Annotated in this window: 23 protein-coding genes; 13 read left to right on the top strand and 10 right to left on the bottom strand. The window is 75.3% G+C overall.

From position 1 onward, the window contains the following. Positions 1–560 precede the first annotated feature (560 nt). The 5 genes from FBY24_RS05830 to FBY24_RS18930 all read right to left on the bottom strand — a co-directional run bounded on the left by FBY24_RS05830 (position 561) and on the right by FBY24_RS18930 (position 5,018). Positions 561–1,745, bottom strand: a complete 1,185-nt coding sequence (locus tag FBY24_RS05830) for an ABC transporter permease (RefSeq protein WP_142158868.1) — start codon at positions 1,743–1,745, stop codon at positions 561–563. Beyond that, on the bottom strand, positions 1,742–2,347 hold the full coding sequence (locus tag FBY24_RS05825) for an ABC transporter ATP-binding protein (RefSeq protein ID WP_255432255.1): 606 nt from the start codon (positions 2,345–2,347) through the stop codon (positions 1,742–1,744). The genes FBY24_RS05830 and FBY24_RS05825 overlap by 4 nt, the downstream gene beginning before the upstream one ends. A gap of 75 nt (positions 2,348–2,422) precedes the next feature. Then, the gene (locus FBY24_RS05820) at positions 2,423–3,400 is read right to left on the bottom strand and encodes a peptidoglycan-binding domain-containing protein (protein ID WP_160158442.1); all 978 of its coding nucleotides are present in this window, start codon (positions 3,398–3,400) and stop codon (positions 2,423–2,425) included. A gap of 269 nt (positions 3,401–3,669) precedes the next feature. Next, a complete protein-coding gene (locus tag FBY24_RS05815) occupies positions 3,670–4,503 on the bottom strand; it encodes a hypothetical protein (protein ID WP_160158441.1) in 834 nt (277 codons plus the stop codon). A 161-nt stretch (positions 4,504–4,664) separates the two neighbouring features. Beyond that, positions 4,665–5,018: a peptidase inhibitor family I36 protein gene (locus FBY24_RS18930; RefSeq protein WP_255432498.1), complete on the bottom strand. Its 354-nt coding sequence runs from the start codon at positions 5,016–5,018 to the stop codon at positions 4,665–4,667. Positions 5,019–5,348: 330 nt separating this feature from the next. On the opposite strand from FBY24_RS18930, the gene FBY24_RS05805 reads away from it, so the two are divergent. The 7 genes from FBY24_RS05805 to FBY24_RS05775 all read left to right on the top strand — a co-directional run bounded on the left by FBY24_RS05805 (position 5,349) and on the right by FBY24_RS05775 (position 13,104). Next, the gene (locus tag FBY24_RS05805; protein WP_255432254.1) at positions 5,349–5,861 is read left to right on the top strand and encodes an aminoacyl-tRNA deacylase; all 513 of its coding nucleotides are present in this window, start codon (positions 5,349–5,351) and stop codon (positions 5,859–5,861) included. A gap of 48 nt (positions 5,862–5,909) precedes the next feature. After that, positions 5,910–7,553: an ABC-F family ATP-binding cassette domain-containing protein gene (locus FBY24_RS05800; RefSeq protein ID WP_142158858.1), complete on the top strand. Its 1,644-nt coding sequence runs from the start codon at positions 5,910–5,912 to the stop codon at positions 7,551–7,553. Positions 7,554–7,600: 47 nt separating this feature from the next. Then, a complete protein-coding gene (locus FBY24_RS05795; protein WP_142158856.1) occupies positions 7,601–7,858 on the top strand; it encodes a type II toxin-antitoxin system Phd/YefM family antitoxin in 258 nt (85 codons plus the stop codon). Continuing rightward, positions 7,843–8,247, top strand: a complete 405-nt coding sequence (locus FBY24_RS05790; protein WP_142158854.1) for a PIN domain-containing protein — start codon at positions 7,843–7,845, stop codon at positions 8,245–8,247. The genes FBY24_RS05795 and FBY24_RS05790 overlap by 16 nt, the downstream gene beginning before the upstream one ends. Positions 8,248–8,459: 212 nt before the next feature. Then, complete coding sequence (locus FBY24_RS05785; RefSeq protein ID WP_142158852.1) at positions 8,460–8,813, top strand: STAS domain-containing protein; 354 nt, start codon at positions 8,460–8,462, stop codon at positions 8,811–8,813. Between the two features lie 44 nt (positions 8,814–8,857). Further along, entirely contained in the window at positions 8,858–10,042 is a 1,185-nt protein-coding gene (locus FBY24_RS05780; RefSeq protein WP_142158850.1) for an exonuclease SbcCD subunit D, read from the top strand. Continuing rightward, entirely contained in the window at positions 10,042–13,104 is a 3,063-nt protein-coding gene (locus FBY24_RS05775) for an AAA family ATPase (protein ID WP_142158848.1), read from the top strand. The genes FBY24_RS05780 and FBY24_RS05775 overlap by 1 nt, the downstream gene beginning before the upstream one ends. A gap of 3 nt (positions 13,105–13,107) precedes the next feature. On the opposite strand, the gene FBY24_RS05770 is transcribed toward FBY24_RS05775, so the two are convergent. Next, a complete protein-coding gene (locus FBY24_RS05770) occupies positions 13,108–13,524 on the bottom strand; it encodes a hypothetical protein (protein WP_142158846.1) in 417 nt (138 codons plus the stop codon). A 188-nt stretch (positions 13,525–13,712) separates the two neighbouring features. On the opposite strand from FBY24_RS05770, the gene FBY24_RS05765 reads away from it, so the two are divergent. Next, positions 13,713–14,396: a DUF2993 domain-containing protein gene (locus FBY24_RS05765; protein ID WP_142158844.1), complete on the top strand. Its 684-nt coding sequence runs from the start codon at positions 13,713–13,715 to the stop codon at positions 14,394–14,396. Beyond that, complete coding sequence (locus tag FBY24_RS05760) at positions 14,393–15,145, top strand: M50 family metallopeptidase (protein WP_255432253.1); 753 nt, start codon at positions 14,393–14,395, stop codon at positions 15,143–15,145. Before FBY24_RS05765 ends, FBY24_RS05760 begins: the two co-directional genes overlap by 4 nt. Positions 15,146–15,166: 21 nt before the next feature. Here FBY24_RS05760 and FBY24_RS05755 read toward each other — a convergent pair whose 3' ends face one another. Both FBY24_RS05755 and FBY24_RS05750 read right to left on the bottom strand, forming a co-directional pair. Further along, positions 15,167–15,934 carry an HNH endonuclease family protein gene (locus tag FBY24_RS05755; protein WP_255432252.1) on the bottom strand — a complete coding sequence of 256 codons (768 nt, stop codon included), beginning with the start codon at positions 15,932–15,934 and terminating at the stop codon, positions 15,167–15,169. A 103-nt stretch (positions 15,935–16,037) separates the two neighbouring features. Beyond that, a complete protein-coding gene (locus tag FBY24_RS05750) occupies positions 16,038–16,490 on the bottom strand; it encodes a hypothetical protein (protein WP_174243469.1) in 453 nt (150 codons plus the stop codon). A 239-nt stretch (positions 16,491–16,729) separates the two neighbouring features. On the opposite strand from FBY24_RS05750, the gene FBY24_RS05745 reads away from it, so the two are divergent. The 3 genes from FBY24_RS05745 to FBY24_RS05735 all read left to right on the top strand — a co-directional run bounded on the left by FBY24_RS05745 (position 16,730) and on the right by FBY24_RS05735 (position 20,457). Then, complete coding sequence (locus FBY24_RS05745; protein WP_142158842.1) at positions 16,730–18,292, top strand: amino acid permease; 1,563 nt, start codon at positions 16,730–16,732, stop codon at positions 18,290–18,292. A gap of 108 nt (positions 18,293–18,400) precedes the next feature. Then, positions 18,401–18,868 (top strand): NfeD family protein, encoded by a 468-nt coding sequence (locus FBY24_RS05740; protein ID WP_142158840.1) that lies wholly within the window; start codon positions 18,401–18,403, stop codon positions 18,866–18,868. A 122-nt stretch (positions 18,869–18,990) separates the two neighbouring features. Further along, positions 18,991–20,457, top strand: a complete 1,467-nt coding sequence (locus FBY24_RS05735) for a flotillin family protein (protein ID WP_142158838.1) — start codon at positions 18,991–18,993, stop codon at positions 20,455–20,457. A gap of 81 nt (positions 20,458–20,538) precedes the next feature. Here FBY24_RS05735 and FBY24_RS05730 read toward each other — a convergent pair whose 3' ends face one another. Beyond that, positions 20,539–20,973, bottom strand: coding sequence for a nitroreductase family deazaflavin-dependent oxidoreductase (locus FBY24_RS05730; RefSeq protein ID WP_142158836.1), 435 nt, complete (start codon positions 20,971–20,973; stop codon positions 20,539–20,541). A 44-nt stretch (positions 20,974–21,017) separates the two neighbouring features. Continuing rightward, positions 21,018–22,016, bottom strand: coding sequence for a LacI family DNA-binding transcriptional regulator (locus FBY24_RS05725; RefSeq protein ID WP_142158833.1), 999 nt, complete (start codon positions 22,014–22,016; stop codon positions 21,018–21,020). A 70-nt stretch (positions 22,017–22,086) separates the two neighbouring features. Here FBY24_RS05725 and FBY24_RS05720 point away from each other — a divergent pair, with 70 nt between their 5' ends. Beyond that, positions 22,087–24,531, top strand: coding sequence for a glycoside hydrolase family 31 protein (locus FBY24_RS05720; RefSeq protein ID WP_255432251.1), 2,445 nt, complete (start codon positions 22,087–22,089; stop codon positions 24,529–24,531). Positions 24,532–24,566: the final 35 nt, after the last annotated feature.

Below are 24,566 nucleotides of genomic sequence, written 5' to 3'. Positions count from 1 at the left end.
GACACCTTCGGGTGAACCAGGAGGAATCGGACGTCCGCGACCGCCATGCTGGGGGACGCGTCGACGCCCGACGCCCGACCGGCGCCAGGAGGTGCGACGTGACCGTGCCCGACGCCCCCCAGCCCCCGCGCCGCCACAAGGACGGCTGGGCGCAGACCCCCGGCGACGTGTGGCAGCGCAGCGGGGGCCGTGCAGGTGAGCCCGCCCCCCACGAGCGCAGCCTCCGGGCCGCCGGAGGCGACGGTTCGCAGCGTCCGGCTGCGCCGCCCCAGGCGTCCTGGACGCCGCACGAGGAGTGGCTCCCGGATCCGCGTCCCGCACCCGACCACGCCTGGTCGCCCGACACCGAGTGGGACCGCTTCGCCCGAGGCGTCGCGGCAAGGTCCGGGTGTCCCGGCAGCGGCATGCGAGCGCGTGTCGCGGCGTGGGTGTCGGCGGTCGTCGACGAGCTGCGCGCGTTGCTGGCACGTCGCTGACACGGCTGGGCAGCGCGGCGACGATCTGCCGTACCCCGGGTCCGGGCAGGACCGTCGCCGCCGGCGGGGCGGCCCGGGTCGTGCTCAGTCGGAGCGCACGGCGGTCGCGGGTTGAACTGCCGCAGCACGCAACGCCGGGTACACGGATGCGAGTGTCGCGACGCCGAGGCCGACCACGGGTGCCAGCGCGAGCACCCCGACGTCCATGTGCGCGGTCCAGCTGTTGGCCACGGCGGCGACGAGCACGACGACAGCCGCGACAGCCGATCCGGAGACCCCGCCGACGACCCCGGACACCGCAGCCTCGAGGAGCACGAGCGCGGCAATCCCGCTGCGCGACGCACCCATGGCACGTCGGAGGCCGATCTCGGCCGTGCGGGACATCACCGAGACGACCATCGAGTTGGCGATGAGCAGCATGGTCAGCGCGAGGAGGAGCGCGCCGATCCCTGCGGTCAGGCGGTCGAGCTGGGTGGCGACGCCGCGGCGGACCTCGCTCGCATCGACCACGACGGACGTGCGCAGCACGGCCGGCACGTCCGGTCGCAGTGCAGCCCTGATCGCTGCGGACACCGGACCCGAGGCGCCTGGCTCGGTCAGCACCGTCATCGTGGCGTCTGCATCCGTGGACAGCTCCTTCTCGACCCGCGGGTACGGCAGGGCCACGAGACCGTCCACGACCGGCGAGCCGACCAAGAACCCGACGACCTGGTGCCGCACGCCGTTGACCCAGACGCCGTGCCCCGTCGGATCGGCGGAGACGGGTACGTCCAGGGCCTCGGCAGCGCCGGGACCCAGCAGGACCACGGGGTGCTCGCCGTCCAGCATCCACGCCGTCGTGGCCGGTTCCGCCCCGACGGCGGCCGGGTAGCCGCTCGTGATGCCGGCGACGACGAGCCCGTCGACGTCGGGTCCCAGCACAGGGTCGTCCGTGCGGACGGTCACGCTCGTCTTGCCGGTCAGGTCCAGCCGCAGCCCTGCTGCCTCCACCAGCGGGAGGCCCGACGCGATGGACGCAGCGTCTTCCGGAAAGGTCGCGTCGCCCGCGTCCTGCTCGGTCGTCACGCGCGCGACCGTGACGGTCCTGGTGGCCGTCGCCGCCAGGTCCGTGTCGATCTGGGTCGCCGCGAGCCGGGAGATCGACAGCGACGCGACGAGGGCTCCTGTCGCGAGTGCGACACCCGCTGCCATGAGAGCGGTGCGTGCGTGCCGCGTGTGCATCTCGACCAGCACGTCGCGGATCAGGTCCGTGACGGTCGAGAGTGTCATGGAGCACCCCGCTCGGTCAGGACACCCGCGTCGAGCTCGACCGACCGGTCGGCCCACCCCGCGGTGCTGGGGTCGTGGGTGATGACGACGACCGCGACGCCGCGGGCCGCCTGCGCGTCGAACAGCTCGAGGATCCTGTCGGCGTTCCCGCGGTCGAGATTGCCCGTCGGTTCGTCGGCAAGCAGGACGCGGGGGTTCGTCAGGATCGCGCGGGCGACGGCGAGCCGCTGCTTCTCGCCACCGGAGAGCAACCGCCCTGGGGCGTCGCGCCGGTGCTCGAGGGCGACCTGCCCCAGAGCGTCGTTCACCAGGCGGCCCCGGTCTCGCTGCGGCGTCCGCGCGATCGAGAGCCTGATCGCCAGGTTCTCCGCGACGGTCCGGGCGCCGAGGACCCGGTGCTCCTGGAAGATGAAGCCCAGGTCGGACGATCGATGCTTGTCACGCGCAGACGCCGACAGGGCCAGCGTGTCCACGCCGAGGACCTCGTAGGTTCCAGCCGAGGGGACGTCCAGCAGACCGAGGATGTTCAGCAGGGTCGACTTCCCCGCTCCCGAGCGACCGAAGATCGCCAGGCGCTCCCCGTCCTCGACCTCGAGGTCCACGCCGCGCAGGACCTGTGTCGGCGGCCTGCCGGGGTAGGTCTTCGTGACGGCACGGGGCGCGGATCGCCGCTCCCATCAGCCGCTGACCAGGACGACGTCGCCGATGTCGAGCGCGGACGACTCGACGACCGCCCAACCGCCGCCCGTCGCGAGCACCTTCACCGCCACGCGTTCTCTGCCTCCCGCGCGTTCGACGTACTCGCCCTGCTCGTCCTGCCGCAGCGCCGTGGCCGGGACTGCGGGCCCCGTGGTCGACGCGGCCGCCTCGGCCGGCGTGACGACGACCAGCGCGCCGTCCGCGAACGGGGACTCGGTCAGAGCAAGCGTCACGTCGTAGCCCGGGGGCGAGCCCCCGTCGGTGGAGGCGGGCTTGAACTCGCTGGCCGACGTGACGGTCGCAGTGACGGCGACCTGCGTGTCTGCGGCATCGGTGATCGTGGCGGGATCCCCCGCCTCGAGCTGGTCGGCGGCCGAGACCGATGCGCGCGCCGTCACCGTGGCGCTCCCCGACCTGATCGTGAGGAGCGTCTGTTCGCTCACGTCCGTGCCGAGCCCTGCGACGTCGACGACGGTGGTGGCCCCGGTGGGCAGGGAGAGGACCTCGGAGAAGGGAAGTGGCGTGTCAGCCGCCGCCTGCGCCCTGGCGAGGGCGACCCGTGCGCCGGCAACCGCGCGGTCCGACGAGGTGGAGTCGTCGACGGGGCCCTCGTCGGCCTGATCCGTCCTGGCCGCCTGCGCCTCCGCGAGGGCGGCCGTCGCCGCGTCGAGCGCCTCGAGGGCACCTGGCGGTGGTTCCGGAGCGCGTGCACCGGCGCCCGCGTACAACGACCGGACGGCAGCGGACGTCTTGGCCCCGAACACGCCGTCGATCGCACCGTCGTACATGCCGAGCTCCTGCAGGCTCGCCTGCACCGCCGAGACGTCCGACCCTTCGAGCCCGGGCGTCAGATCACGGAAGAGGTCGAAGGGCAGCGTGAGGGCGATCAGGGGACGGCTGTTGATCTCGACCGGAGACGCCCCCGCCTGCAGGGTGTCCCCTGGGGTTGCGGACACCGCGGTGACGATCGTCCTTGCCTCGGCCGCGCGCGTCACCTCACGGGTGGTTCCTGTCGCCGCGGTCCCGGTCACGACCGACTCCTCGGACGTCACGGTGCGTTCCGAGACGGTGGCAGTCACCGGGACGGATGCCTGACTGTTGGCAGCGGCCTCCTCGAAGGGCGACCGCACGCCGGCACCGACGGCGTAGGCGCCGCCCGCGAGCAGGACGGACGCGACGACCCAGAGCACCAGCCATCGCGCTCGGTGCGGTCGGCTCGGCTCGTTCACCACGTGGTGGTCAGGTCCGCGTGCTCGGTGATGATCTGCTCCGCCTCGTCCCTGGTGGACTCGAGCTCCGTGGCGAAGGCGCGCAGCTCGTCCAGGTAGGCGACGACGACCGGCGCCTGCGCCTGAGCGACCAGGGCGGCCGCCCGTTCGGTGTAGCCGACGTCGTTCTTGCACTCGACGACAGCGATCGCCAGCTCGATCTGCTGCGCGTCGATGAGGGACGAGTCGGCGCCGGCGACGCCGGCCGTGTCTCCGAGGCGCCCGGCGTCGAACGCGGACGTGTCGACCGCGATGCCGCGCTGCTCGTAGCACGCCCGCAGCTCGGAGCGGAGCGCATCCGCCTCGTCGGAGGCCTGGGCGGCGGTGACGGCGGCGCTCATCTCCGTCATCCACGGGCCGGACGGGCTCTGCGCGGAGCCGAACCTGTCCGTGATCTCGTTCGCGGCGAAGCAGTCCTCGACGATCTCGCGATGAGGACTCTCGGCCGGGATGTCGGCGAGCACGGTGTCCGTCCGCTCGACGGCAGGGCCTGCCTCGGGCGCGCCGACGACCCCGTTGCCCCTCAGGTCGGCGTCGGTCATCGGCCGGACGAAGGCGAACCGCTCGGCCTGCGCGATCGTCCAGGGCCCGTCCAGCGTGTCTTGCGAGTACTCCGGCGGGGTGTCGCGTGCAGGGATCCGGTAGTGCACACCCTGGTCGCCCGCGCAGGAGGCGGCTTCGAGCTGCGTCGCGAGGTCCAGGACCTCCGAGTCGTCGAACGTCGGCATGAACTGGTCGAACGGGAGCGCGATCGAGCCCGCGTCGGGGTCGAGCTCCGCCACGAGCGACACGCCTGCCGCCAGTGCGGCTGACGTCGCACCGGCGTCCGGCCGCGGTGCGGCATCAGGGGCCCCGCTGGTGCACGCGGCCATCAGGCAGGCTGTCGTGACCGTCAGGGTGACCCCGCGGATCGCGATCGGGAGGGACCGCGATCCGCGGGTGGCTCGCGGGATCAGCTGCACGACGCGAAGTTCGCCGAGGAGATCTTGTCGTTCGCGTTATTCGTGGCCCAGGTGCCGTACCCGGCTCCGTTGCTCAGGTTCGGGTCCTGGTAGTTGGCGCCTGTGATCGTGTAGGAGTTCAGGTAGAAGTAGTCCCCTGTCCAGTCCCTGTTGTCGTAGTAGTAGCTCTTCGAGCAAGAAGTGCCGTTGGCCGAGGCGGACGACGCCTTGTCGTCGAGCCCGAAACCACCCCAGCTCAGCTTCGAGTTGGAAAATCCGCGCATGGTGCCCGAGTAGTCGTTGTTGACGTAGATGCACATGTGACCTGCATCGCAGACCGCCTGCGCCGCCGGTGCGACAAGCATGGTGCACGTTGCGGCGACGGCCAGTGTGAGGATTGTGCGCAAAGTGGTCTTCATGGCGTCTCCCGTGCAGTTGATGTGATCAGTAGCGGAGTTAATCGAGCCATGACGGTACCGATCGCCGACGCTCCTCGTGGCCGGTTCACCTTCTCGGGGGGGTGTTATGCAATCGTTACCTACGGTGATCGGCGTCCGACGGCTGATCGTGGCGTGGCGATGGCGATCCGGGACCCTCGCGCTCTCTGCGTCCGCGACCCGTCGTGTCGGCGACGCAGTGGCGGGCGCGAGGTCCGTCGGGCTCAGGGCTGGCGGTGACCGTGCGACCATGAGGGTGTGACCGAGCCGAGCCCCGCCCCACCGGGCGCCGGGCTGAGCACCGAGGGGGAGGCGCGGGTCGTCGCGGCCCTCGACGCCGCCGGCGTCGCGTACACCCGCACCCGGCACGGCCGCGTCGGCTCCCTCGCGGAGGCCGCCGCCGCCCGGGGCATCGCGCCCGCGGACCTGCTCAAGACCATCGTCGTGCGCCGCGGTGACGACGACTTCCTCCTCGTCCTGCTGCCCGGCGACCGCGCGATCTCCTGGCCGCGCCTGCGCGCCCTCCTCGGCGTCAGCCGCATGTCGATGCCCGACGCGGCGACCGCGCTCGCGGTGACGGGGTTCGAGCGGGGCACGATCACGCCGTTCGGGACGACGCGCACGTGGCCGGTGGTCGTCGACGAGCGGGCCGTGGGGCGGACCGTGTCGATCGGCGGCGGCGGGCACGGCGTGGGCGTGACGCTCGCCGCGGACGACCTCGTGCGGGTGCTGGGCGCGACCGTCGCGGACGTGTCCGAGCCGCAGGCCTGACGCCCGCCGGGCGACGGGCCGGGCCCCGCGACGCTGTTGAATGGCGCCATGAGCGCCACCGTGCAGGCCAAGGGGGTCGCGGCCGGCTTCGGCGACCGCGAGCTGTTCTCCGGGCTCGACCTCGTCGTCGCCCCGGGGGACGTGATCGGCCTGGTCGGACCGAACGGTGCGGGCAAGTCGACGCTGCTGCACGTGCTCGCGGGCCTGCGCGCCCCCGAGGCGGGCGTGGTGCAGGTCTCGCCGCCGCACGCGCAGCTCGGGCTGCTGGCGCAGGAGGTCGACCGCGCGGACGCGTCGGTGCGGGCCTACCTGGAGCGCCGCACCGGCGTCGGCCCGGCGCAGGTGGCCATGGACGCCGCGGCCGAGCGGCTGGGCGCGGGGGAGCCGGGCGCCGACGAGGAGTTCGGCGACGCGCTCGAGCGGTGGATGGCGCTCGGCGGCGGCGACCTCGACGCGCGCACCGGCTCCGTCCTGGCCGACCTGGGCCTCGACGTCGACCTGGAGCACCCGATGACGGCGCTGTCCGGCGGGCAGGCCGCCCGGGTCGGGCTCGCGGCGCTGCTGCTGTCCCGGTACGACCTGTACCTGCTCGACGAGCCGACCAACGACCTGGACCTCGACGGGCTCGAGCGTCTGGAGGAGTTCGTGCACCGCGCGACGGCGCCCGTCGTCGTGGTCAGCCACGACCGGGAGTTCCTCTCGCGCACCGTGACGTCCGTCGTCGAGATCGACCGGTCGCTGCAGCGGGTGGCCGTGTACGGCGGCTCCTACGACGCGTACCTGGAGGAGCGCTCGACGGCCCGGCGCCAGGCCCGCGAGGCGTACGAGGACTACGCGGGCCGCCGTGACGCGCTGGAGCAGCGGGCGCGCCGCCAGCGCGCGTGGATGGCCAAGGGCGTGAAGAACGCGCGCCGCAAGGCGGGCGACAACGACAAGATCGGCCGCAAGTTCCGCGCCGACGCGTCCGAGAAGCAGGCCGCCAAGGCCCGCCAGACGGAGCGGCTGATCGAGCGCCTCGACGTGGTGGCCGAGCCCCGCAAGGAGTGGCAGCTGCGCATGACGATCGCCAGCGGGCCGCGGTCCGGGGACGTCGTCGCGGCCGTCCGTGCCGCCGTGGTCCGGCGCGGGTCGTTCGTGCTCGGGCCGGTGGACGTGCAGCTCGACCGCACCGACCGGGTCGCGATCACGGGGCCGAACGGCGCCGGCAAGACGACCCTGCTGGGCCTGCTGCTCGGGCGCCTGACCCCCGACGAGGGTCGCGTCGACCTCGGCTCCGGGGTGCTGGTCGGCGAGGTCGACCAGGCCCGGGCCGCCTTCGAGGGCGACGAGCCGCTGGGCACCGCGTTCGCCCGCCAGGTGCCGGACTGGACCACCGCGGACGTGCGCACGCTGCTGGCCAAGTTCGGCCTCGGCGGGCACCACGTGACCCGGCCCGTGGCGTCGCTGTCGCCGGGGGAGCGCACCCGGGCCGCGCTCGCGCTGCTCCAGGCCCGCGGGGTGAACCTGCTGGTGCTGGACGAGCCGACCAACCACCTGGACCTGCCGGCGATCGAGCAGCTCGAGCAGGCGCTCGAGGAGTTCGACGGCACGGTCCTGCTGGTCACGCACGACCGGCGGATGCTCGACACCGTCCGCCTGACGCGCCGCTGGCACGTCGAGGACGGCCGCGTCGCCGAGATCACCCCCGACTGAGCGTCGGACGCCTGTCTGATTCTCTGATCCCGAGCTACGATCGGGACGTGCGCACCGTCACCGCCACCACGGCCTCCCGAGGGTTCTCCGAGCTCCTCGACGCCGTCGAGCGCGGCGAGGTGGTCTCCATCACGCGCGCCGGCACCGTGGTCGCCGAGATCCGGCCCGCGGCACCCTCGACCGGCCGGCGCCTGCGCGAGGCGCTCGCGGGCGCCGGGGGCCTGGACGACCAGATGGCCGGCGACATCGCCGCGGCCCGGGCCCTGGTGGTCGCCGACGAGAGGGACCCGTGGGGGGACGGCTGATCCTCGACACGAACACGCTGATCGAGATGGAGCGTGGCACCCTGCCCGACCCCCGGGCGCTGGACGACGACGACGTCGCGATCGCCGCTCTCACCGTCGCCGAGTTCCGCACCGGGATCGAGCTCGCGCGGACGGCGGAGCAGGCTGCCGGTCGTGCCCGCGTCCTGGCCGTCGTCCTGGACGTGACGACGGTCCTGGACTACACGGCCCGCACCGCTGCCGAGCACGCACGCCTCCTCGCCCACGTCCGCAGGCTCGGGGCGCCGCGCGGTGCGCACGACCTGATCATCGCGGCGCACGCGGCCGAGCACGGCCGAGCGGTCGTGACCCGGGACGCGCGGGCACGGTTCGGCGACCTCCCCGGCGTCGGGACGGTGCAGATCGGCTGACCGTCGGGGTGCCCGACGCCCGCGGACGTTCGCCTGCCGGTCAAGCGGTGGTCAACCGCTGGTCGTGCGGGCGGGTGATCCTGGGAACACCCGGGCGGTGCCGGTCGTTCCAGGTGTCGATGTCCCAGCCAGCGGGTACGGTCGCCCCGGCCGTCGCAGGACCGGTCCGACGACGTACCGCAGACGACTTGACGAGGAGCACGAGCGCGCGCATGGCAGAGCTGACAGTGACGGGCACGGACGCCTTCGACGAGGTGGTCCACGCGATCCGCGTCGAGCAGCACGACGGCCGCGCGGTCGTCCGGCTGGTGGGCGAGATCGACGCGTCGCTGCGGGACGAGGCCAGCGCGTCGATGGGCATGGCCCTCATGAGCGGCGTCCCCGTGGTCGTCGACGCGACCGACGCGACGTTCATCGACTCCTCGGGCGTGGCGTTCGTCCTCCAGCTCCACCTGGCGGCCACCGAGGCGCAGGTGCCCCTGACGCTGCGCGACCCGCGCGGGGTGCTGCGCGACGTCCTGGAGATCATCGGGCTGTCCGGGGCGATCCCCGACGACGACGCCTGAGCGTCGGGGCCGGGGTGTCGGACGCCTCGGATAGCGTCCGGGGCATGCGGCTGCTCCACACCTCCGACTGGCACCTGGGCCGCACCCTGCACGGCGTGGACCTGCTCGACCACCAGGCCGCCTACCTCGACCACCTCGTCGACGTGGTGCGGGCCGAGGCGGTCGACGCCGTGGTCGTCGCCGGTGACGTGTACGACCGCGCGATCCCGCCGGTCGAGGCCGTGACGCTGCTGTCCGACACGCTCGCCCGGCTGGCCGAGCACGCGACCGTCGTCGTGACCTCCGGCAACCACGACTCCGCGACCCGCCTCGGCTTCGGCGCGGCGCTGATGCGTGAGCGCGTGCGCGTGCGCACCCGCGTGGCCGCGCTCGACGAGCCGGTGGTGCTCCCGTCCGCGGCGGGGGACGTGCTGGTCTACGGGCTGCCGTACCTCGACCCGGACGCGGTGCGCGGCGAGCTCGGGACGGTCGACGAGTCCGGGGCGCGCCGCCCGATGGCCCGGTCGCACCAGGCGGTGACCGCGGCGGCGATGGACCGCGTGCGCGCGGACGTCGCGCGGCGGTCGGCGGCGGGTGCGCGGCCCGCACGCACGGTCGTGGCCGCGCACGCGTTCGTCGTGGGGGGCCGGGCCAGCGAGTCCGAGCGGGACATCCGCGTCGGCGGCGTCGACCACGTGACGTCCGACGTGTTCGCGGGCGTCGGCTACGTCGCGCTCGGGCACCTGCACGGCCCGCAGGCGGTGACCGGCGCCGGCCCCACGGTGCTGCGGTACTCGGGGTCGCCGCTCGCGTACTCGTTCTCCGAGCTGCACCAGACCAAGTCGACCGTGCTGGTCGACCTCGCGGGCGACGAGCCGACGACGACGCTGGTGCCGGCCCCCGTGCCGCGCCGCCTCGCCGACGTCAGCGGCACCCTCGACGAGCTGCTGGGTGCCGCCGGCGAGCCGCACGTCGACGCGTGGGCGCGGGTCACGGTCACCGACGACGCCCGACCGGCCGACCTGTTCCGGCGCGTGCGCGAGCGGTTCCCCCACGCGCTCGTCGTCCAGCACCGGCCCGACCGGGTCGTGCCCGCCGCGGGTGCCGCCCTGGTCACCGCGGCGGCGGACCCGGTGGACGTCGCCGCCGACTTCGTCCACCACGTCACGGGCGCGCGTCCGGACGCCGCCGAGCTCGACGTGCTGCGGCGGGCGCACGAGCTGGTCGCGGCCGCGGAGCGGAGCGCCTGATGCGGCTGCGCTCGCTGACCGTCCAGGCCATCGGCCCGTTCGCGGGCCGGCACACCGTCGACTTCGACGCGCTCGGCACGTCCGGCCTCTTCCTCCTCGAAGGGCCCACCGGGGCCGGCAAGTCCACGCTCATCGACGCCGTCGTGTTCGCGCTGTACGGCAAGGTGGCGGGGGCCGACGCGTCCGAGGAGCGGCTGCGCTCGGCGTACGCGCCGGACGACGTGGAGAGCGTCGTCGAGCTGGTCTTCGAGACCGCCGCGGGCGTCCACCGGGTGCGACGCACCCCGGCGTACCAGCGGGCGAAGCGTCGCGGTGCCGGCACCACGACCGCCCAGGCGAGCGTCAAGGCCTGGCGCCTGCCCGCCGACGTGGACCCGGCCGCCGGCCCGGACGTGCTCGAGACGGTCGGCACCCTGCTCGGCACGCGTCTGGACGAGGTCGGGGCCGAGCTGCAGCGCGTGGTCGGGCTCGACCGCACCCAGTTCGTGCAGACCATCGTGCTGCCGCAGGGGGAGTTCGCGCGGTTCCTGCGCGCCAACCCCGAGGACCGTCGCGGGCTGCTGCAGAAGATCTTCGGCACCCAGGTGTACGAGCAGGTGCAGAAGCAGCTGGCGCAGATGCGCCGCGAGGCCGACCGCGCCGTGGACGCCGCGCGCGCCGACCTCGCCGAGGCCGTCGCCCACCTGCTCGGGGCGTGCGCGCTCCCCGACGACGACGCCGTGCGGGTGCGCGGTCTGCTCGACGAGGCGGTCGCCGGCACGCGGGTGGCGGACCGGGTGGGCGCCGTGGTGGGGTCGACGACGGCTGACCTCGGCCGTCAGGCCGACGACGAGGAGGTCGCGTCGGTCGCGGCGACCGCCGCGTGGGAGCGGGCGCGCGACGCGCACGAGGCCGCCCGCGCGACCGCCGCGCTCGTCGAGCGCCGCGCCGTGCTGCGCACGGGACTCGCCCGGCTCGACGCCGACGCCGAGGAGCACGCCGCCGACGCCCGCCGCCTCGTCGCGGCCCGCGCCGCCGCCGCCGTCCGGCCCGTCCTGACGGGTGCGGACGACGCGACGACCGCCCACGCGGCCGCCCGGAAGGCCCTCGCGGCCGCCGTCGACGCCGCCCCGGCCGACCTGCTCCCGCCCGGCGAGCCCGGACCGGGGTGGCGCGACCCGGTCGAGGCCGCGCGGTCCGCCGCCGCGGACGACGCGGCCCGGCTCGAGCGCCTCGTGGCCGTGGAGGCCCGGCTCGACGCCGACCGGCACGAGGTGCGCGCCCTGGCGGCGGTGCTGGACGACCTGCGCAGCGAGGTCGCGCTCGCCGACGCGTGGCTCGCCGGGCGCCCCGCGGGTCGTGCCGCGCTCGTGACGCGGCTGGAGTCGGCACGGGCCACCGCCGCGGAGGCGGGCGAGCGCGCAGCACGCCTGGAGGCCGCCGAGCGCCTCGTCCAGGACGTCGAGGCGCACCGGGCGGCCGACGCCGAGCGGACCGTCGCGGCCGCCGCGCGCGACGAGGCGGCCCGGGCCGCGCACGCCGCCGTCCGGGCCGAGGCGGAGCTGCGGTCGGCGCGGGTGGCCGGCCTCGCCGGTGAGCTCGCCGCAGGGCTGACCCCCGGCTGCGCCTGCCCGGTGTGCGGTGCGACCGAGCACCCCGCGCCCGCCGCGGTGCCGGACGGCCACGTCACGGACGAGCAGGTCGACGCCGCGCAGGCGGTGCGCGAAGGCGCCGAGCGGGTGCTCGCCGAGGCGGGTGCGCGCCACGCGGCCCTGGTGGAGCGCGTCGCCGGGCTCGCCGCGCGGACGGGCGGGCAGGACACGGCAGCCGTCACCGCCGCCCGGGACGCGGCCCGGGCCGCGCTGGCCGAGGCCGAGCAGGCGGACGTGACCGCGACCGACCTGGCCGCGCAGGCCGAGGCCTTCGACGCCGCCACGCAGGCCCGGCACGTGCTGCGGGACGAGGTCGACGCCCAGCAGCGCACCGCCGAGCTCGCGCTGGTCGCCCGGCGTGAGCAGCTCGACCGCGCCGAGGCCGAGGTCGTCGAGGGGCGGGACGGGTACCCGACGGTCGCTGCCCGGCACGCGGTGCTCGACGCCCGGGCCTCCCTCGCGGCGGCCCTGCTGGAGGCCCTCGCCGACGAGCGTGCCGCGGCCGAGCACGCCGCCGCCCGCACGGCCGAGCTGCGGACCGCGCTCGCCGAGCACGGGTTCTCGACCGCGGACGAGGCCCGCGACGCGTGGTGCGCCCCCGACGCGCTGGCCGCGCTCGAGCGCCAGGTCCAGGACGTCGCCGCGGAGCGCGCGCGCCTGCTGGGCGGTCTGGCCGAGCCCGCGCTCGCGTCGCTGGCCGAGGACCTGGCCGTCGACCTGGACGCGACGGGTGCCGCCGAGCGGGCGGCCCGCGCCGCGGCGGACGACGTCGCGGGCCGCGCCCGGGTCACGAGGGAGCGCGCCCGGGCGGCGTCGACGGCCGCCGCGCGCGTGCTCGCGGCGGCCCGGTCCCTCGACACGGCCGCCGCCCACGCGGCCCCGGTCGCGCGGATGGCGGCGCTGGCGGCAGGGACCGGCGGCGACAACGCCCGGGCCCTGTCGCTGCCGACGTACGTGCTGGCCCGGCGGTTCGAGGACGTGGTCGCGGCGGCGAACGACCGCCTGCGCGTCATGTCCGACGGCCGGTACGAGCTCGTGCGCTCGGACGCCAAGGAGGACGTGCGCACCCGCACCACGGGGCTGTCGATGCGGGTCGTCGACCACCGGACCGAGCAGGAGCGCGACCCGCGGACCCTCTCCGGCGGCGAGACGTTCTACGTGTCGCTGTGCCTGGCGCTGGGCATGGCCGACGTCGTCACGGCCGAGGCGGGCGGCATCGAGCTGGGCACGCTGTTCGTCGACGAGGGCTTCGGCGCGCTCGACCCGCACGTGCTCGACCAGGTGCTCGTCGAGCTGGGCCGGCTGCGCGCGGGCGGCCGGGTCGTCGGCGTCGTCTCGCACGTGGAGGCGCTCAAGCAGGCGATCGCCGACCGCGTCGAGGTCCGCCCGACCCGGCAGGGGCCGAGCACGCTGCGGGTCCTGGCGGGGTGACGGTCACCAGCTCCAGCCGCGGGCGGTGAGCTCGACCTCCTCGCGGAACCGCTCGTGCGGGTCGCCCGTGGCGGCGGGCCGCACCTCGACCTCGGCGAGCCGGCACGCCTCGGCCAGCAGCTGGTCGTAGGCGAGCTGGGAGGAGATGATCCGCTCGGCGCGGGCGAACGCGTGCACGTCGCCCTCGAGCTCGCGCACGTGCGCGGCCACGACGCCGAGCCGCTCCTGCACGCGCAGCGTCGCGAACGGGTCGTAGGTGCGCGGCGGCTCCCGGCGCAGCCGGTCGGCGACGTGCTCGAGCCGGCGGGCCAGGGCGAGCTGCCAGCGGGGTGTGTCGTCGGGGGACGGGATGAGCGCCCAGGCGGCGCACAGCAGCAGCGCCGGCGTCGTCGCCACCAGGAGGAGGAGTGCCCAGGTCATCGCGCGTCCCTCGTCGTGCCTGTGCCCAGCCTACGAACGACCTGTGACCGGCGCCACAGGATTGCCGGGTCGGGTGCGACCGACGGGCCCGTGCCCCGGCGCCGCACGGCTGCACCGCCTACCGTGAGGGCCGGTCGGGGCAGGCGTGGGCCCGGACGGCGGGCGCGGGACGACGACGGAGGTGCACGGTGGGTGCCAGGGCAGTGCTGGTGACCGGGGGAGTCCTGGTGGTGGGCGCGGTCGGTCTGGTCGTCGCCGACCAGGTCGCGCGGGGCGTGGCGCAGGAGCGGGCCTCGGAGGTGATCGCCGAGCGTCTGGACGTGACGGGCACCCCGGCCGTCGACGTCGAGGGCTTCCCGTTCCTCACCCAGCTGCTGGCGCGCGAGCTGGACGAGGTGCACGCGACCGTCGACGGGGTGCGCCTCGACGGTGTCGACGCGGTCGACGTGCGCCTCGACGCCCGCGGCGTCACCCTCCGGCAGCCGTCCACGGTGGCCGACGCGACGCTGGCCCTCACGCTGCCGACGGCGACGGTGCAGCAGGTCGTCGCCGAGCAGTCGGGGCTGGCCGTGGACCTGACGGTCGACGGCGACCTGCTGCGGGCGTCGGGCGAGGTGCTCGGCGTCGAGCTGACGGCGGGCGTCCAGCCGTACGTCCAGGACGGCCGGCTCCTCGCCGACGTGGTGGACGTGACGGTCGGCGGTGCGGTGGTCGACGTCGCCGACCTGGCGGTCGGCGGGCGGCTCACCGGCATCGAGATCCCCGTCGGGGGTCTCCCCGACGGGGTCGTCCTGGAGTCGACGTCCGTGGTGCCCGACGGCCTGCGGGTCGTCGCGGCGGGGCAGGACGTGACGCTGGAGGTGGCACCGTGACCGGCTGGGGCGAGGACCTGCCGGGCTCCGTCGGGGACGTGTGGGCGCAGGTCACGACCCCGCAGCCCGCCCCCGAGGTCCGCACGGTCGTGATCACGGGGGTCGTGCTGCTCGTCGCGCTCGCCGCCCCGGGGGTGTGGCACCTGCTGCGGCACGGGCTGACGATCGTGCACGAGGCGGGGCACGCGGCCGTGGCCGTGCTCGTCGGCCGCCGCCTGACCGGGATCCGGGTGCACTCCGACACCTCGGGCCTGACGGTCTCGCGCGGGCGCCCCACGGGCCCGGGCATGGTCGCGACCGTGGCGGCCGGCTACCCGGCGCCGGCGGTGCTCGGCCTCGCGGCGGCGTGGCTGCTCTCGCGCGGGTACGCCGTCGGGCTGCTGTGGCTGCTGCTCGTCGTCCTGGCGCTCGTGCTGCTGCAGATCCGCAACTGGTACGGCCTGTGGTCGGTGCTCGTCGCGGGGGTCGTGGTCGGGGTCGTCACGGTGCTCGCGCCGTCGTCGGTCCAGCAGGTCACCGCCGCCGCGATCACGTGGTTCCTGCTGCTGGGGGCGCCGCGCGCGGTGCTGGAGCTGCAGGCGCAGCGCGCGCGGGTGCGGCGCCAGGGCGGCCGGGACGTCTCGGACGCGGGCCTGCTCGCCGGGCTGACGCACGTGCCGGCGGTCGTGTGGGTGGGCGTCTTCCTGCTGGTGTGCCTGGGGCTGCTGGTCGCGGGCGGTGCGCTGCTGCTGGCCGTCTGGGCCGGCTGACGCCGCCGGGCCGCACGCTCGTCACCCGGGCACGACGACGCAGCCGTCCAGCGCGTCGTCGAGCGCGTCCCGCTCCGCCGGGGTCACGCTGAGCCCGTACGCGTCCTTGACCCGGAGCTGGCGCAGCGCGTAGACGCAGCGGTAGCCGACCTCGGGCGGCAGCCACGCGGACGCGTCGGACGCGCCCTTGTCCTGGTTCGCCGGCCCGTCGACGGCGAGCAGGTTGGCGGGGTCGTTCGCGAACGCGGTGCGCGCGGGGGCGCTCCACGCCTGCGCGCCCGACCGCCACGCGTCGGCGAGGGCGACGACGTGGTCGACCTGCACGTCCGCGGAGCGCTCGCCCCGCGCGAACGCCACGACGGCGCCGGTGTACGGGTCGTCGAGCGTCCCGGCGAGGACGACGCACCCGTCCTCGTCGACGACCGGGCCCGTGAGGTCGCGGACCAGCACGTCGTCGCGCGTGCCGCACCCGTTGCCGTCGACGTCGACCCACCCGTCGCCGAACAGCTCGCGCTCGTACCCGCCGGGCCCGGGGCCGGTCCGCACGGCGACCCGGTCGAGCGCCGCCCGGCCCGCCGCGAGGTCGGTCGCCGTGACGGGGTGCTGGGCCGCCGCGCGCTCCCCCTGCCACCAGGGCAGCCCCAGACCGAGCAGGAGCGCGACGACGAGCGCCAGCACCCAGGCGCCGGTGCGTGCGTCCCGGACGCGCGGTGGTGCACCGGTGCGCGCGGGCACCGGGTGCTCGGCGTGCGCGGCGAGCTCCGGGGCGAGCATCGTCGCGAGGTCCACGGCGTCAGGGTGCGCCGTCGGCGTCCGGGGACGTGCCGTCGCGTCGGCCGCGACGGGGTCGTCCCCGGTCCGCGGTGTGGCTGTGGGCGGGTCGCCGCGCCGGTCAGGACGGCGGCAGCGCCTCGTGGCCGGGGCGCCCGTGCGTGCGTCGGCGCTCCTTCATCTGCGCCTCCGCGACGTGCCGTCGCCCGCCGAGCAGCTCGTCGCGGACTGCGCGCTCGGCGTCCGCGAACGCCCGGTGGTACCCGTCGTCGAACTCCTCGACCACCTGGAACGTCCAGCGGCCGTCGAGGACGTTGCGCCCCAGCACGTCCGCGCGCACCCGGTCGGCGAGCTCGCCGTGCCCGGCCGCCTCGAGCTGGTCGAGGGCATCGCCGAGCTCGAGGTCGGCACGCCCGAGCAGCCGGTGGAACGCGTAGAGCATGCCGCGGGCGTGCTCGACCACCTCGAACGCGGCCGTCACCGCGCCGACCGCCTCCACGGTCGCGTCGTCCACCCCGGGCGGCACGCGGTGCGCGGCGTCGGGCCCTTCGTCCAGGTTCTCCGTCTCGGCCATGCCTCATGCTCGGTCGGTCGCGCACGGCCCGCACCCGGTGGCCGCCCGCGCCCGATCGCGCCATGCTCGGCTGCGAGGCCGCCACCCCCCGGCCGTCGCACCCGGCGCCGCCACCCGCGGCCGTCGTACCGCACGCCGCCACCGCGGCCCGTGCGCCGCGCACCGAGCGGCCCGACCGCGACCCACCGCACGCACCCGCCGCCGTCCGCGGCCCGAACCCGCCGCCCCGGAGCACACTCATGAGCGCAGGACCCGCCTTCCCGCCGCCGGACCGCCCGTACGCCTCCCGCGGTCCGGGGCCGCGCAGCGTGCTGCGCCGCAAGTCCGTCGAGTCCTCGCTCGCGGCGGTCGACGACCCCGAGCGCCGCCTGCGCCGCACCCTGACCGCGTGGGACCTGGCCGTGCTGGGTGTGGCGGTGGCCGTCGGCGCGGGCATCTTCTCCGTGGGCGCGACGGCGGCGGCGAACTACGCCGGCCCGGCCGTGATCGTGTCGTTCCTGGTCGCCGCGCTCGTGTGCGCGCTCGCCATCATGTGCTACGCCGAGTTCGCCTCGACGATCCCCGTCGCCGGGTCGGCGTACACGTACTCGTACTCGACGATGGGCGAGCTCGTCGCCTGGATCATCGGCTGGGACCTGATCCTGGAGATGCTGCTCGCGTCGGCGGTGATCGCGAAGTTCTGGGGCGTGTACCTGTCCGACGCGTTCGGCCTGTTCGGCCTCGACGTGCCGCCCACGGTGACGCTGCTCGGCGTGGACGTCGCGTGGGGCCCGGTGCTCATCGTCGCGGTCTTCACCACGCTGCTCGCGATCGGCACACGCCTGTCCTCGCGGGTGAACAGCGTGTTCACGATCATCAAGGTCGGCATCACGGTGTTCGTGATCGTCGTCGGGTTCTTCTACGTCAAGGCCGAGAACTGGACGCCGTTCGTGCCGCCCGCCGAGCCGGCCGCCGCCGGGACGACGGGGCTGCACCAGCCGCTGACGGGCTTCCTGCTGGGGTTCGAGCCGACGACGTACGGCGTCATGGGCATCCTGTCGGGCGCCGCGCTCGTGTTCTTCGCGTTCATCGGCTTCGACGTCGTCGCGACCACCGCGGAGGAGACCAAGGACCCCCAGCGTGCCGTGCCGCGGGGCATCCTCGGCGGACTGGCGCTGGTGACGGTGCTGTACATCCTCGTGACCGTGGTCGTGACGGGCATGGTCAGCTATCGCGACCTCGCGGCCGCCGACCACCCGTCCCTGACCACGGCGTTCGTGCTGGTGGGCGCCGACTGGGCGGGGCGCGTGATCTCCGTGGGGATCCTCGTCGGCCTGACGAGCGTGCTCATGGTGCTGCTGCTGGGCCTGACGCGCGTGATCTTCGCGATGAGCCGCGACGGGCTGCTGCCCCGGGGCCTGTCGCGGACGTCGCCGCGGTTCGGCACGCCGCTGGCGCTGCAGGTCGGTGCCGGCGTGGTGGTCGCCCTCATCGCCGGGCTCGCGGAGGTCGAGCTGCTCGAGGAGATGATCAACATCGGCACGCTGTCCGCGTTCGTGCTGGTCAGCTTCGGCATCCCGATCCTGCGGCGCACCCGCCCCGACCTGCCGCGCGGGTTCCGCGTGCCGTGGTCGCCGGCGCTGCCGGTGATCGCGGGCGTCGCGTGCCTGTGGCTCATGCTCAACCTCACGACGCTGACCTGGCTGCGGTTCCTGGCGTGGCTCGCGGCGGGCGTGCTCATCTACTTCCTCTACTCCTACCGGCGCTCGCTCGTCGGGCGGGGCGCACCCGACCCGACGCCGCTGCCGGCCGACGGTCACTGACGGCAGGTTCACCCGACCGGGTCGGTCGGGTGGTCCACAGGGCCCCCGTGGGGCGAGGCGCGCTGCGGCATACTGACCGCGCCCACCCATCGAAGGGACCCCGCGCACGTGACCCTCTTCCTCGTCATCGGCGGCATCGGCCTCGTGCTGCTGCTGGCGTCCCTCGTGTTCGGCGACCTGTTCGAGTCCTTCGGCGTCGGGGAGGGCGGGCTGTCCGGCATCGCCGCCGGCGTGGGCGCCGTCGTCTTCGGGGCGAGCGGCGTGATCGCGTTCTCCGCGGACCTCGGGTTCGTGTGGGCGTCGGTCATCGGCATCGGCTTCGCGCTCGTCGCGGCGTTCGTCTCGCAGCGCCTCATCCACCGCCTCGCGGCCACGGAGGACGCGCCGCCGCCGCCGCTGGAGGGCGCGTTCGGCATGACGACCGCGACCACCGGTCCCGGCGGCGGGGAGGTCCGGCTCGAGGGTGTGCAGGACCTCGAGGCCCGCCTGGCGTGGGCCGACGACGAGATCCCGGCCGGCACGCGCGTGCAGGTGGTGGCCGTCAGCGGCTCCCGCGTGCTCGTCCGCCGCGCCTGACGCACCCGCCCGGCACCGGGGCCCGACCCCGCCCCTGACCATGGCGTCGCGCGGCCGCCCCGCGGCCGGCGCCGCACCCGCAGGACCGACAGGAAGGAGCCCCGGCCCGGCCGGGACCCACCATGCTGGACATCGTCGAGAACGGCGCCACCATCCTCGCCGTCGGCGCGCTGATCATCGCGTTCGTCGCGGTCATCGCGCTCATCACCAAGCGGATCCGCCGGGTGCCACCCAACGAGGCGCTCATCATCGTCGGCCGCGGCGCGGGCAAGGGCGCCAACGCGCAGGCCGGCCAGCGCGTCGTCGTCGGCGGGCGCGTGTTCGTCTGGCCCGTGCTGCAGCAGGGCTTCCCGATCTCGCTGGAGCAGCGTCAGATCGGCATCACGGTCGAGGGTGTCGACAAGAACCGCATCAAGCTCGCCATCAAGGCGTCCATCAACTTCAAGGTCCGCGGGGACGAGGAGGGCGTGCGCCGTGCCGCGCAGCGCTTCCTCTCGCAGCAGGCCACGCTGACCGACGTCATCAAGGAGTCCCTCGAGGGCTCGCTGCGCTCGATCATCGGCGACATGACGATCGAGCAGATCATCAGCGACCGCAAGTCGCTGCAGGACGGCGTCGTCGCCTCCACCAAGGCGGACCTCGCGGAGCAGGGTCTGCAGGTCGACCTGCTCAACATCTCCGACATCTCGACGCCCGGCTCGGACTACCTGTCCAATCTCGGCCGCGCCGAGTCCGCGCGTGCCCGCCAGGTCGCCGAGGTCAAGGAGGCCGAGGCGCAGCAGGTCTCCGAGTTCGCCAAGATCCAGGCGATGGAGGCCATCGCGGCCCGTCAGCGCGACCTCGCGATCAAGCAGGCCGCGATCAAGGCCGAGACCGACCGGGCCAACGCCGAGGCCAACGCCGCCGGCCAGCTCGCCCGCGCCGAGCAGGACCGCCTCGTCGCGACCCAGGAGCGCGAGGCCCTCGCCGAGAAGGCGAAGGTGACCGAGGAGCAGCTCGACATCGACGTCCGCAAGCCGGCCGAGGCCGCTGCGTACGCCGCGGTCCAGCGCGCCAACGCCGAGCGTGACGCGGCCAACGCGTCGACCGAGGCCGACGCGTTCAAGCGCATGAAGATCGCCGAGGCGAACAAGATCGCCACGGTCCAGGACGCCGAGGCCGCCGCCGAGGCGACGATCCGCGCCGGCAACGCCGAGCGCGACCGCCAGGTCGCCGAGGCCAAGGCCATCGAGGCGCTCGGTCTGGCCCGCGCCGCGGCCGCCCGGGCCGAGGGCCTGGCCGCCGCCGAGTCCACCCGCGCGCAGGCCGAGGCGCTGCGCGAGCAGGGCCAGGCGGTCCTCGCGCAGCAGGTCATCGCGCTGCTGCCGGAGATCGTGCGGGCCGCGGCCGAGCCGATCAGCGGCATCGACCAGCTCACGGTCGTCTCCACCGACGGCGCGTCGCAGATCACGCGCACGGTCGGCCAGGTGCTCGGCGAGGGCCAGGAGGTCATCAAGTCCCTCACGGGCCTCGACCTCAGCGCGCTCGTCTCCAGCATCACGGCGCAGCCGACCGCGACCGCGTCGACGGGCAGCGGCACCGCCTCCTGACGCACCGCACGCACGACGACGCCCCCGCCGGCCGGCGGGGGCGTCGCTGCGTCCGTGGCCCGGTGGCCCGGGCCCGGCGCGTCAGGCGGGGGTCAGGACGACGACCGGGATCTGCCGGTCGGTGAGCGTCGTGTACCGCTCGTAGTCGGGCCAGACCTCGACGGCCCGCGCCCACCAGGTCGCGCGCTCGTCGCCCTCGACGACGCGGGCGTCGTACTCGCGGACCACCGGGCCGTCCTGCAGCGCGACGCGCGGGTGCGCGAGGAGGTTGCCGAACCACGTCGGGTGCTCCGGGGCGCCGCCCTTGGACGCGACCACGGCGTACTCGCCGTCGTGCTCGACCCGCATCAGCGGGGTCTTGCGGAGCTTGCCGGTCTTCGCGCCGACCGTGGTCAGCACGATGACGGGGCGGCCGTTCAGCGTGGTGCCCTCCGTGCCGCCGGAGGACTCGTACAGGGCGGCGTGCTCGCGCGTGAAGTCGTCGGGGCTCGGGGCGTACTCACCGGTCAGCGTCATGCCGGTGGCAACGCGACGCGCACCGCCCGGATTCCGTCCCGGCCTCAGGAAGGGGGTGCGGCCGTGGAGGCCCGCACGACGAGGTCGACGTGCACGTGCTCGGTGCGGAGGTCCGGCGCGCCGCCGATCGCTGCGAGCAGCAGGCGGGCGGCGGCCTCGCCCTTGCGCGCGACGTCCTGCCGCACCGTGGTGAGCGCGGGCGTGACGCAGCGGGCCAGCTCGGCGTCGTCGTAGCCGACCACGGACAGGTCGCCCGGGACGCGCCGGCCCGCGTCGGCGAGCCCGCGGCAGAGGCCGGCGGCGAGGGTGTCGGCGGTCGCGACGACGGCGGTGGCGCCGGGGTGGTCGCGCAGCACCCGAGGGGCGGCCGCGACGCCGGCGTCGTAGGTGGTGGCGGCGTCCACGGCCGGCACGTGCCCGACCCCCAGGCTCTGCCGCAGCCCGTCGAGGCGGGCGGCGACGACCCGGCTGCCCCCGGCGAGCGGGCCGACGAGCACGACGTCGCGGTGCCCGAGCGCGGCCAGGTGCGCACCGGCGAGCCGCCCGCCCTCGTGGTCGTCGGAGCGCACGTGCCCGCGGCCCGGTGCGTCGTCGTGCGCGTCGACGACGACGGTGGGCACGCCACGGGGCAGGTCGAGGGCCGCGAGCTCGTCGTCGGTGAACCCCAGGACGACGATCCCGTCGAGGCTCCACCGCTGCACGGAGTCGCGCACGTCGGCGGCGGTCTCGACGCCGCGCAGCAGCAGGTGGTGGTCGCGCCGGCGCAGCGTGACCTCGAGCGCGCCGACGAGCGTCTGGTCGTGGGGCGAGCCGAGCAGGCTCGTGCCGCGGGTCGGCAGGAGCAGGCCGACGAGGTGCGTGCGGCGGGCGGCGAGCGATCGGGCCGCGCCGTGCGGCACGTACCCGAGGGACGCCACGGCGTCCTGGACGCGCGCGGCGGTGGGAGCGGAGACGCGTCCGAGGCGGCCGTTGACGACGTTGGACACGGTCATCACCGAGACGCCGACGTGCGCGGCGACGTCGGCGAGCGTGACCCGCGCCATCGTGACCCCCGTGGTTGACGGTCCGGACGCGGTGAGCCTAGCGTGATCGGGTATAGCGCTAAACCAGACCGTGCGACGGCGCACGGACGGCGCCCCCGACCCGCCGGAGGCCGGCCCCGTGCTCCCGTTCCCCGCCCGCCCCGTCGCCGACCCCCGAGCCGTCGTCCAGGGCGACACCTACCGGATCACCGTGCTGGCCGACGGCCTGCTGCGCCTCGAGCACGCCGCCGACGGGGTGTTCGAGGACCGGCCGTCGACGTTCGCGCTGCACCGCGCACAGCCCGTGCCGGACGTCCGGGTCGTCGAGCACGCCACGCACGTCGAGGTCGTGACGTCGCGGCTGCGGCTCACCTACGACCGCGGCCCGTTCGCCCCGCACGGGCTGCAGGTCGCCGTGCTGGGCGCCGTCAGCGCGTACGACTCGGTGTGGCGGTTCGGCGACGGCGGCCGCGACGGGCGCGGCGGCAACCTCGGCGGCACCGCCCGCACCCTCGACCTCGCGGACGGCGCGATCCCGCTCGACCCCGGCGTCGTCAGCCGCTGGGGGTACGCCGTGCTCGACGACTCGCGCTCCTTCGTCTTCGACGACCACGGCACGCCCGTGCCCCGCGACGGCTCGCGCCACGACCTGTACGTCTTCGCCTACGGCCACGACCACGCCGCCGCGGTGCGGGCGCTGTACGCGGTGTCGGGCCCGCAGCCGGTGCTGCCGCGGTGGGCGCTCGGCAGCTGGTGGAGCCGCTACCACCGCTACACGGCCGACTCCTACCGCGCGCTCATGGAGCGGTTCGCCGCCGCGGGCCTGCCGTTCTCCGTCGCGGTGGTCGACATGGACTGGCACCTCGTCGACATCGACCCCGCGCACGGCAGCGGCTGGACCGGCTACACGTGGAACCGCGAGCTGTTCCCCGACCCGCCCGCGTTCCTGCGCTGGCTGCACGACCACGGTCACCGCGTCACGCTCAACGTGCACCCGGCGGACGGCGTCGGCGCGCACGAGGACGCCTACGCCGCGATGTGCGCGGCGCTCGGCCGCGACCCCGAGTCCGGCGACCCCGTGGCGTTCGACGTCACCGACGAGGCCTTCCTCACCGCGTACCTGGAGCTGCTGCACCACCCGCTCGAGGCGCAGGGCGTCGACTTCTGGTGGCTCGACTGGCAGCAGGGCGGCCACTCGCGCCTGCCCGGCGTCGACCCGCTGTGGGTGCTCAACCACCGGCACTTCCTCGACTCCGCGCGCGACGGTCGCCGGCCGCTGACGTTCTCCCGCTACGCCGGCCCGGGGTCGCACCGGTACCCGGTCGGGTTCTCCGGCGACACCGTGGTCTCCTGGGCGTCCCTGGCGTTCCAGCCGGAGTTCACCGCGACGGCCGCGAACATCGGGTACGGCTGGTGGAGCCACGACGTCGGCGGGCACCTGTGGGGAGTCAAGGACGACGAGCTCGCGACCCGGTGGGTCCAGCTCGGCACGTTCTCCCCGATCCTGCGCCTGCACTCCTCGAACAACCCGTTCATGACCAAGGAGCCGTGGACGTTCGGGCCCGAGCATGAGCAGGTCCAGACCCGCTACCTGCGCCTGCGGCACCGCCTCGTGCCGTACCTGCACACCATGAACCACCGCGCCGCCCGCGAGGGTGTGCCGCTCGTCGTGCCCGTCTACCACCGCTGGCCGCACGCCGACGAGGCGTACACGGTCCCGCAGCAGGCGTGCTTCGGCTCCGAGCTGCTCGTGGTCCCGATGACCACGCCGCGCGCCCCCGCCTCCGCGACCGCATCCGCGCGGGCCTGGCTGCCGCCCGGCTCCTGGGTCGACGTGCTCACCGGCCTGGTCTACGACGGCGACCGCGAGACCCTCCTGCACCGCGACCTCGCGCACCTGCCCGTGCTCGCACCCGCGGGGGCGCTCGTGCCGCTCGACGGCGCCGCGGTGCCCGGCAACGACCCGGTCGAGCCCGCGCACCTGGAGGTGCTCGTGGTCGTCGGCGCCGACGGTGCGCTCACCCTCGTCGAGGACGACGGCACGGGCGACGGCCTCGACGACGCGCACGTCGCCCGCACGCCGCTGACCTGGGACCAGGCCGCCGGCGTGTTCACCGCCGGACCGGTCACCGGCGCGGGCGGCTTCCTCCCGCGCACCCGCACCTGGACGGCGACGTTCCTGTCCGTCGCCGCCGACCTGCCGCCGGCCACCGCGACGGTCGACGGCACCCCGGTCGAGACCGACGTCGTCCGCGGCACCGACGGGCACCTGCACGTCACGGTCGCGGACGTCCCCGTCGGCGCGGCCCTGGCCGTGCAGGTCGGCCCCGACCCGGCGCTGCGGCGCAACGACGTCGAGCGCCACGTCTACGCCCGCCTCGACGCCGCCCAGATCGCCTACGAGACCAAGCGCCGCGTGCACGACGTCGTCACCGCCGACCGCCCCCTGCACACGCGCCTCGCGCACCTCGCGGCCCTCGACGTCCCCGAGCCCGTCCGCGCCGCCGTCGAGGAGGTCCTCCTGGCCCAGGGCTGACCTGCGACGCCCGCGTCCCCCCGCTCGTCCGGTGA

This window comes from Cellulomonas sp. SLBN-39, from assembly GCF_006715865.1.
Lineage (GTDB): Bacteria > Actinomycetota > Actinomycetes > Actinomycetales > Cellulomonadaceae > Cellulomonas.
Note: the sequence above shows the minus strand (reverse complement) of the source record. Positions and strands in the feature narration are given on the sequence as shown.

Excerpts from the sequence above, each read along its gene's own strand:
- FBY24_RS05745 (WP_142158842.1), top strand. The coding sequence starts at position 16,730 with ATGAGCGCAGGACCCGCCTTCCCGCCGCCGGACCGCCCGTACGCCTCC.
- FBY24_RS05780 (WP_142158850.1), top strand. The coding sequence starts at position 8,858 with ATGCGGCTGCTCCACACCTCCGACTGGCACCTGGGCCGCACCCTGCAC.
- FBY24_RS18930 (WP_255432498.1), bottom strand. The coding sequence starts at position 5,018 with ATGCTTGTCGCACCGGCGGCGCAGGCGGTCTGCGATGCAGGTCACATG.
- FBY24_RS05725 (WP_142158833.1), bottom strand. The coding sequence starts at position 22,016 with ATGGCGCGGGTCACGCTCGCCGACGTCGCCGCGCACGTCGGCGTCTCG.
- FBY24_RS05800 (WP_142158858.1), top strand. The coding sequence starts at position 5,910 with ATGAGCGCCACCGTGCAGGCCAAGGGGGTCGCGGCCGGCTTCGGCGAC.
- FBY24_RS05770 (WP_142158846.1), bottom strand. The coding sequence starts at position 13,524 with ATGACCTGGGCACTCCTCCTCCTGGTGGCGACGACGCCGGCGCTGCTG.
- FBY24_RS05750 (WP_174243469.1), bottom strand. The coding sequence starts at position 16,490 with ATGGCCGAGACGGAGAACCTGGACGAAGGGCCCGACGCCGCGCACCGC.
- FBY24_RS05830 (WP_142158868.1), bottom strand. The coding sequence starts at position 1,745 with ATGACACTCTCGACCGTCACGGACCTGATCCGCGACGTGCTGGTCGAG.
- FBY24_RS05785 (WP_142158852.1), top strand. The coding sequence starts at position 8,460 with ATGGCAGAGCTGACAGTGACGGGCACGGACGCCTTCGACGAGGTGGTC.
- FBY24_RS05730 (WP_142158836.1), bottom strand. The coding sequence starts at position 20,973 with ATGACGCTGACCGGTGAGTACGCCCCGAGCCCCGACGACTTCACGCGC.
- FBY24_RS05775 (WP_142158848.1), top strand. The coding sequence starts at position 10,042 with ATGCGGCTGCGCTCGCTGACCGTCCAGGCCATCGGCCCGTTCGCGGGC.
- FBY24_RS05735 (WP_142158838.1), top strand. The coding sequence starts at position 18,991 with ATGCTGGACATCGTCGAGAACGGCGCCACCATCCTCGCCGTCGGCGCG.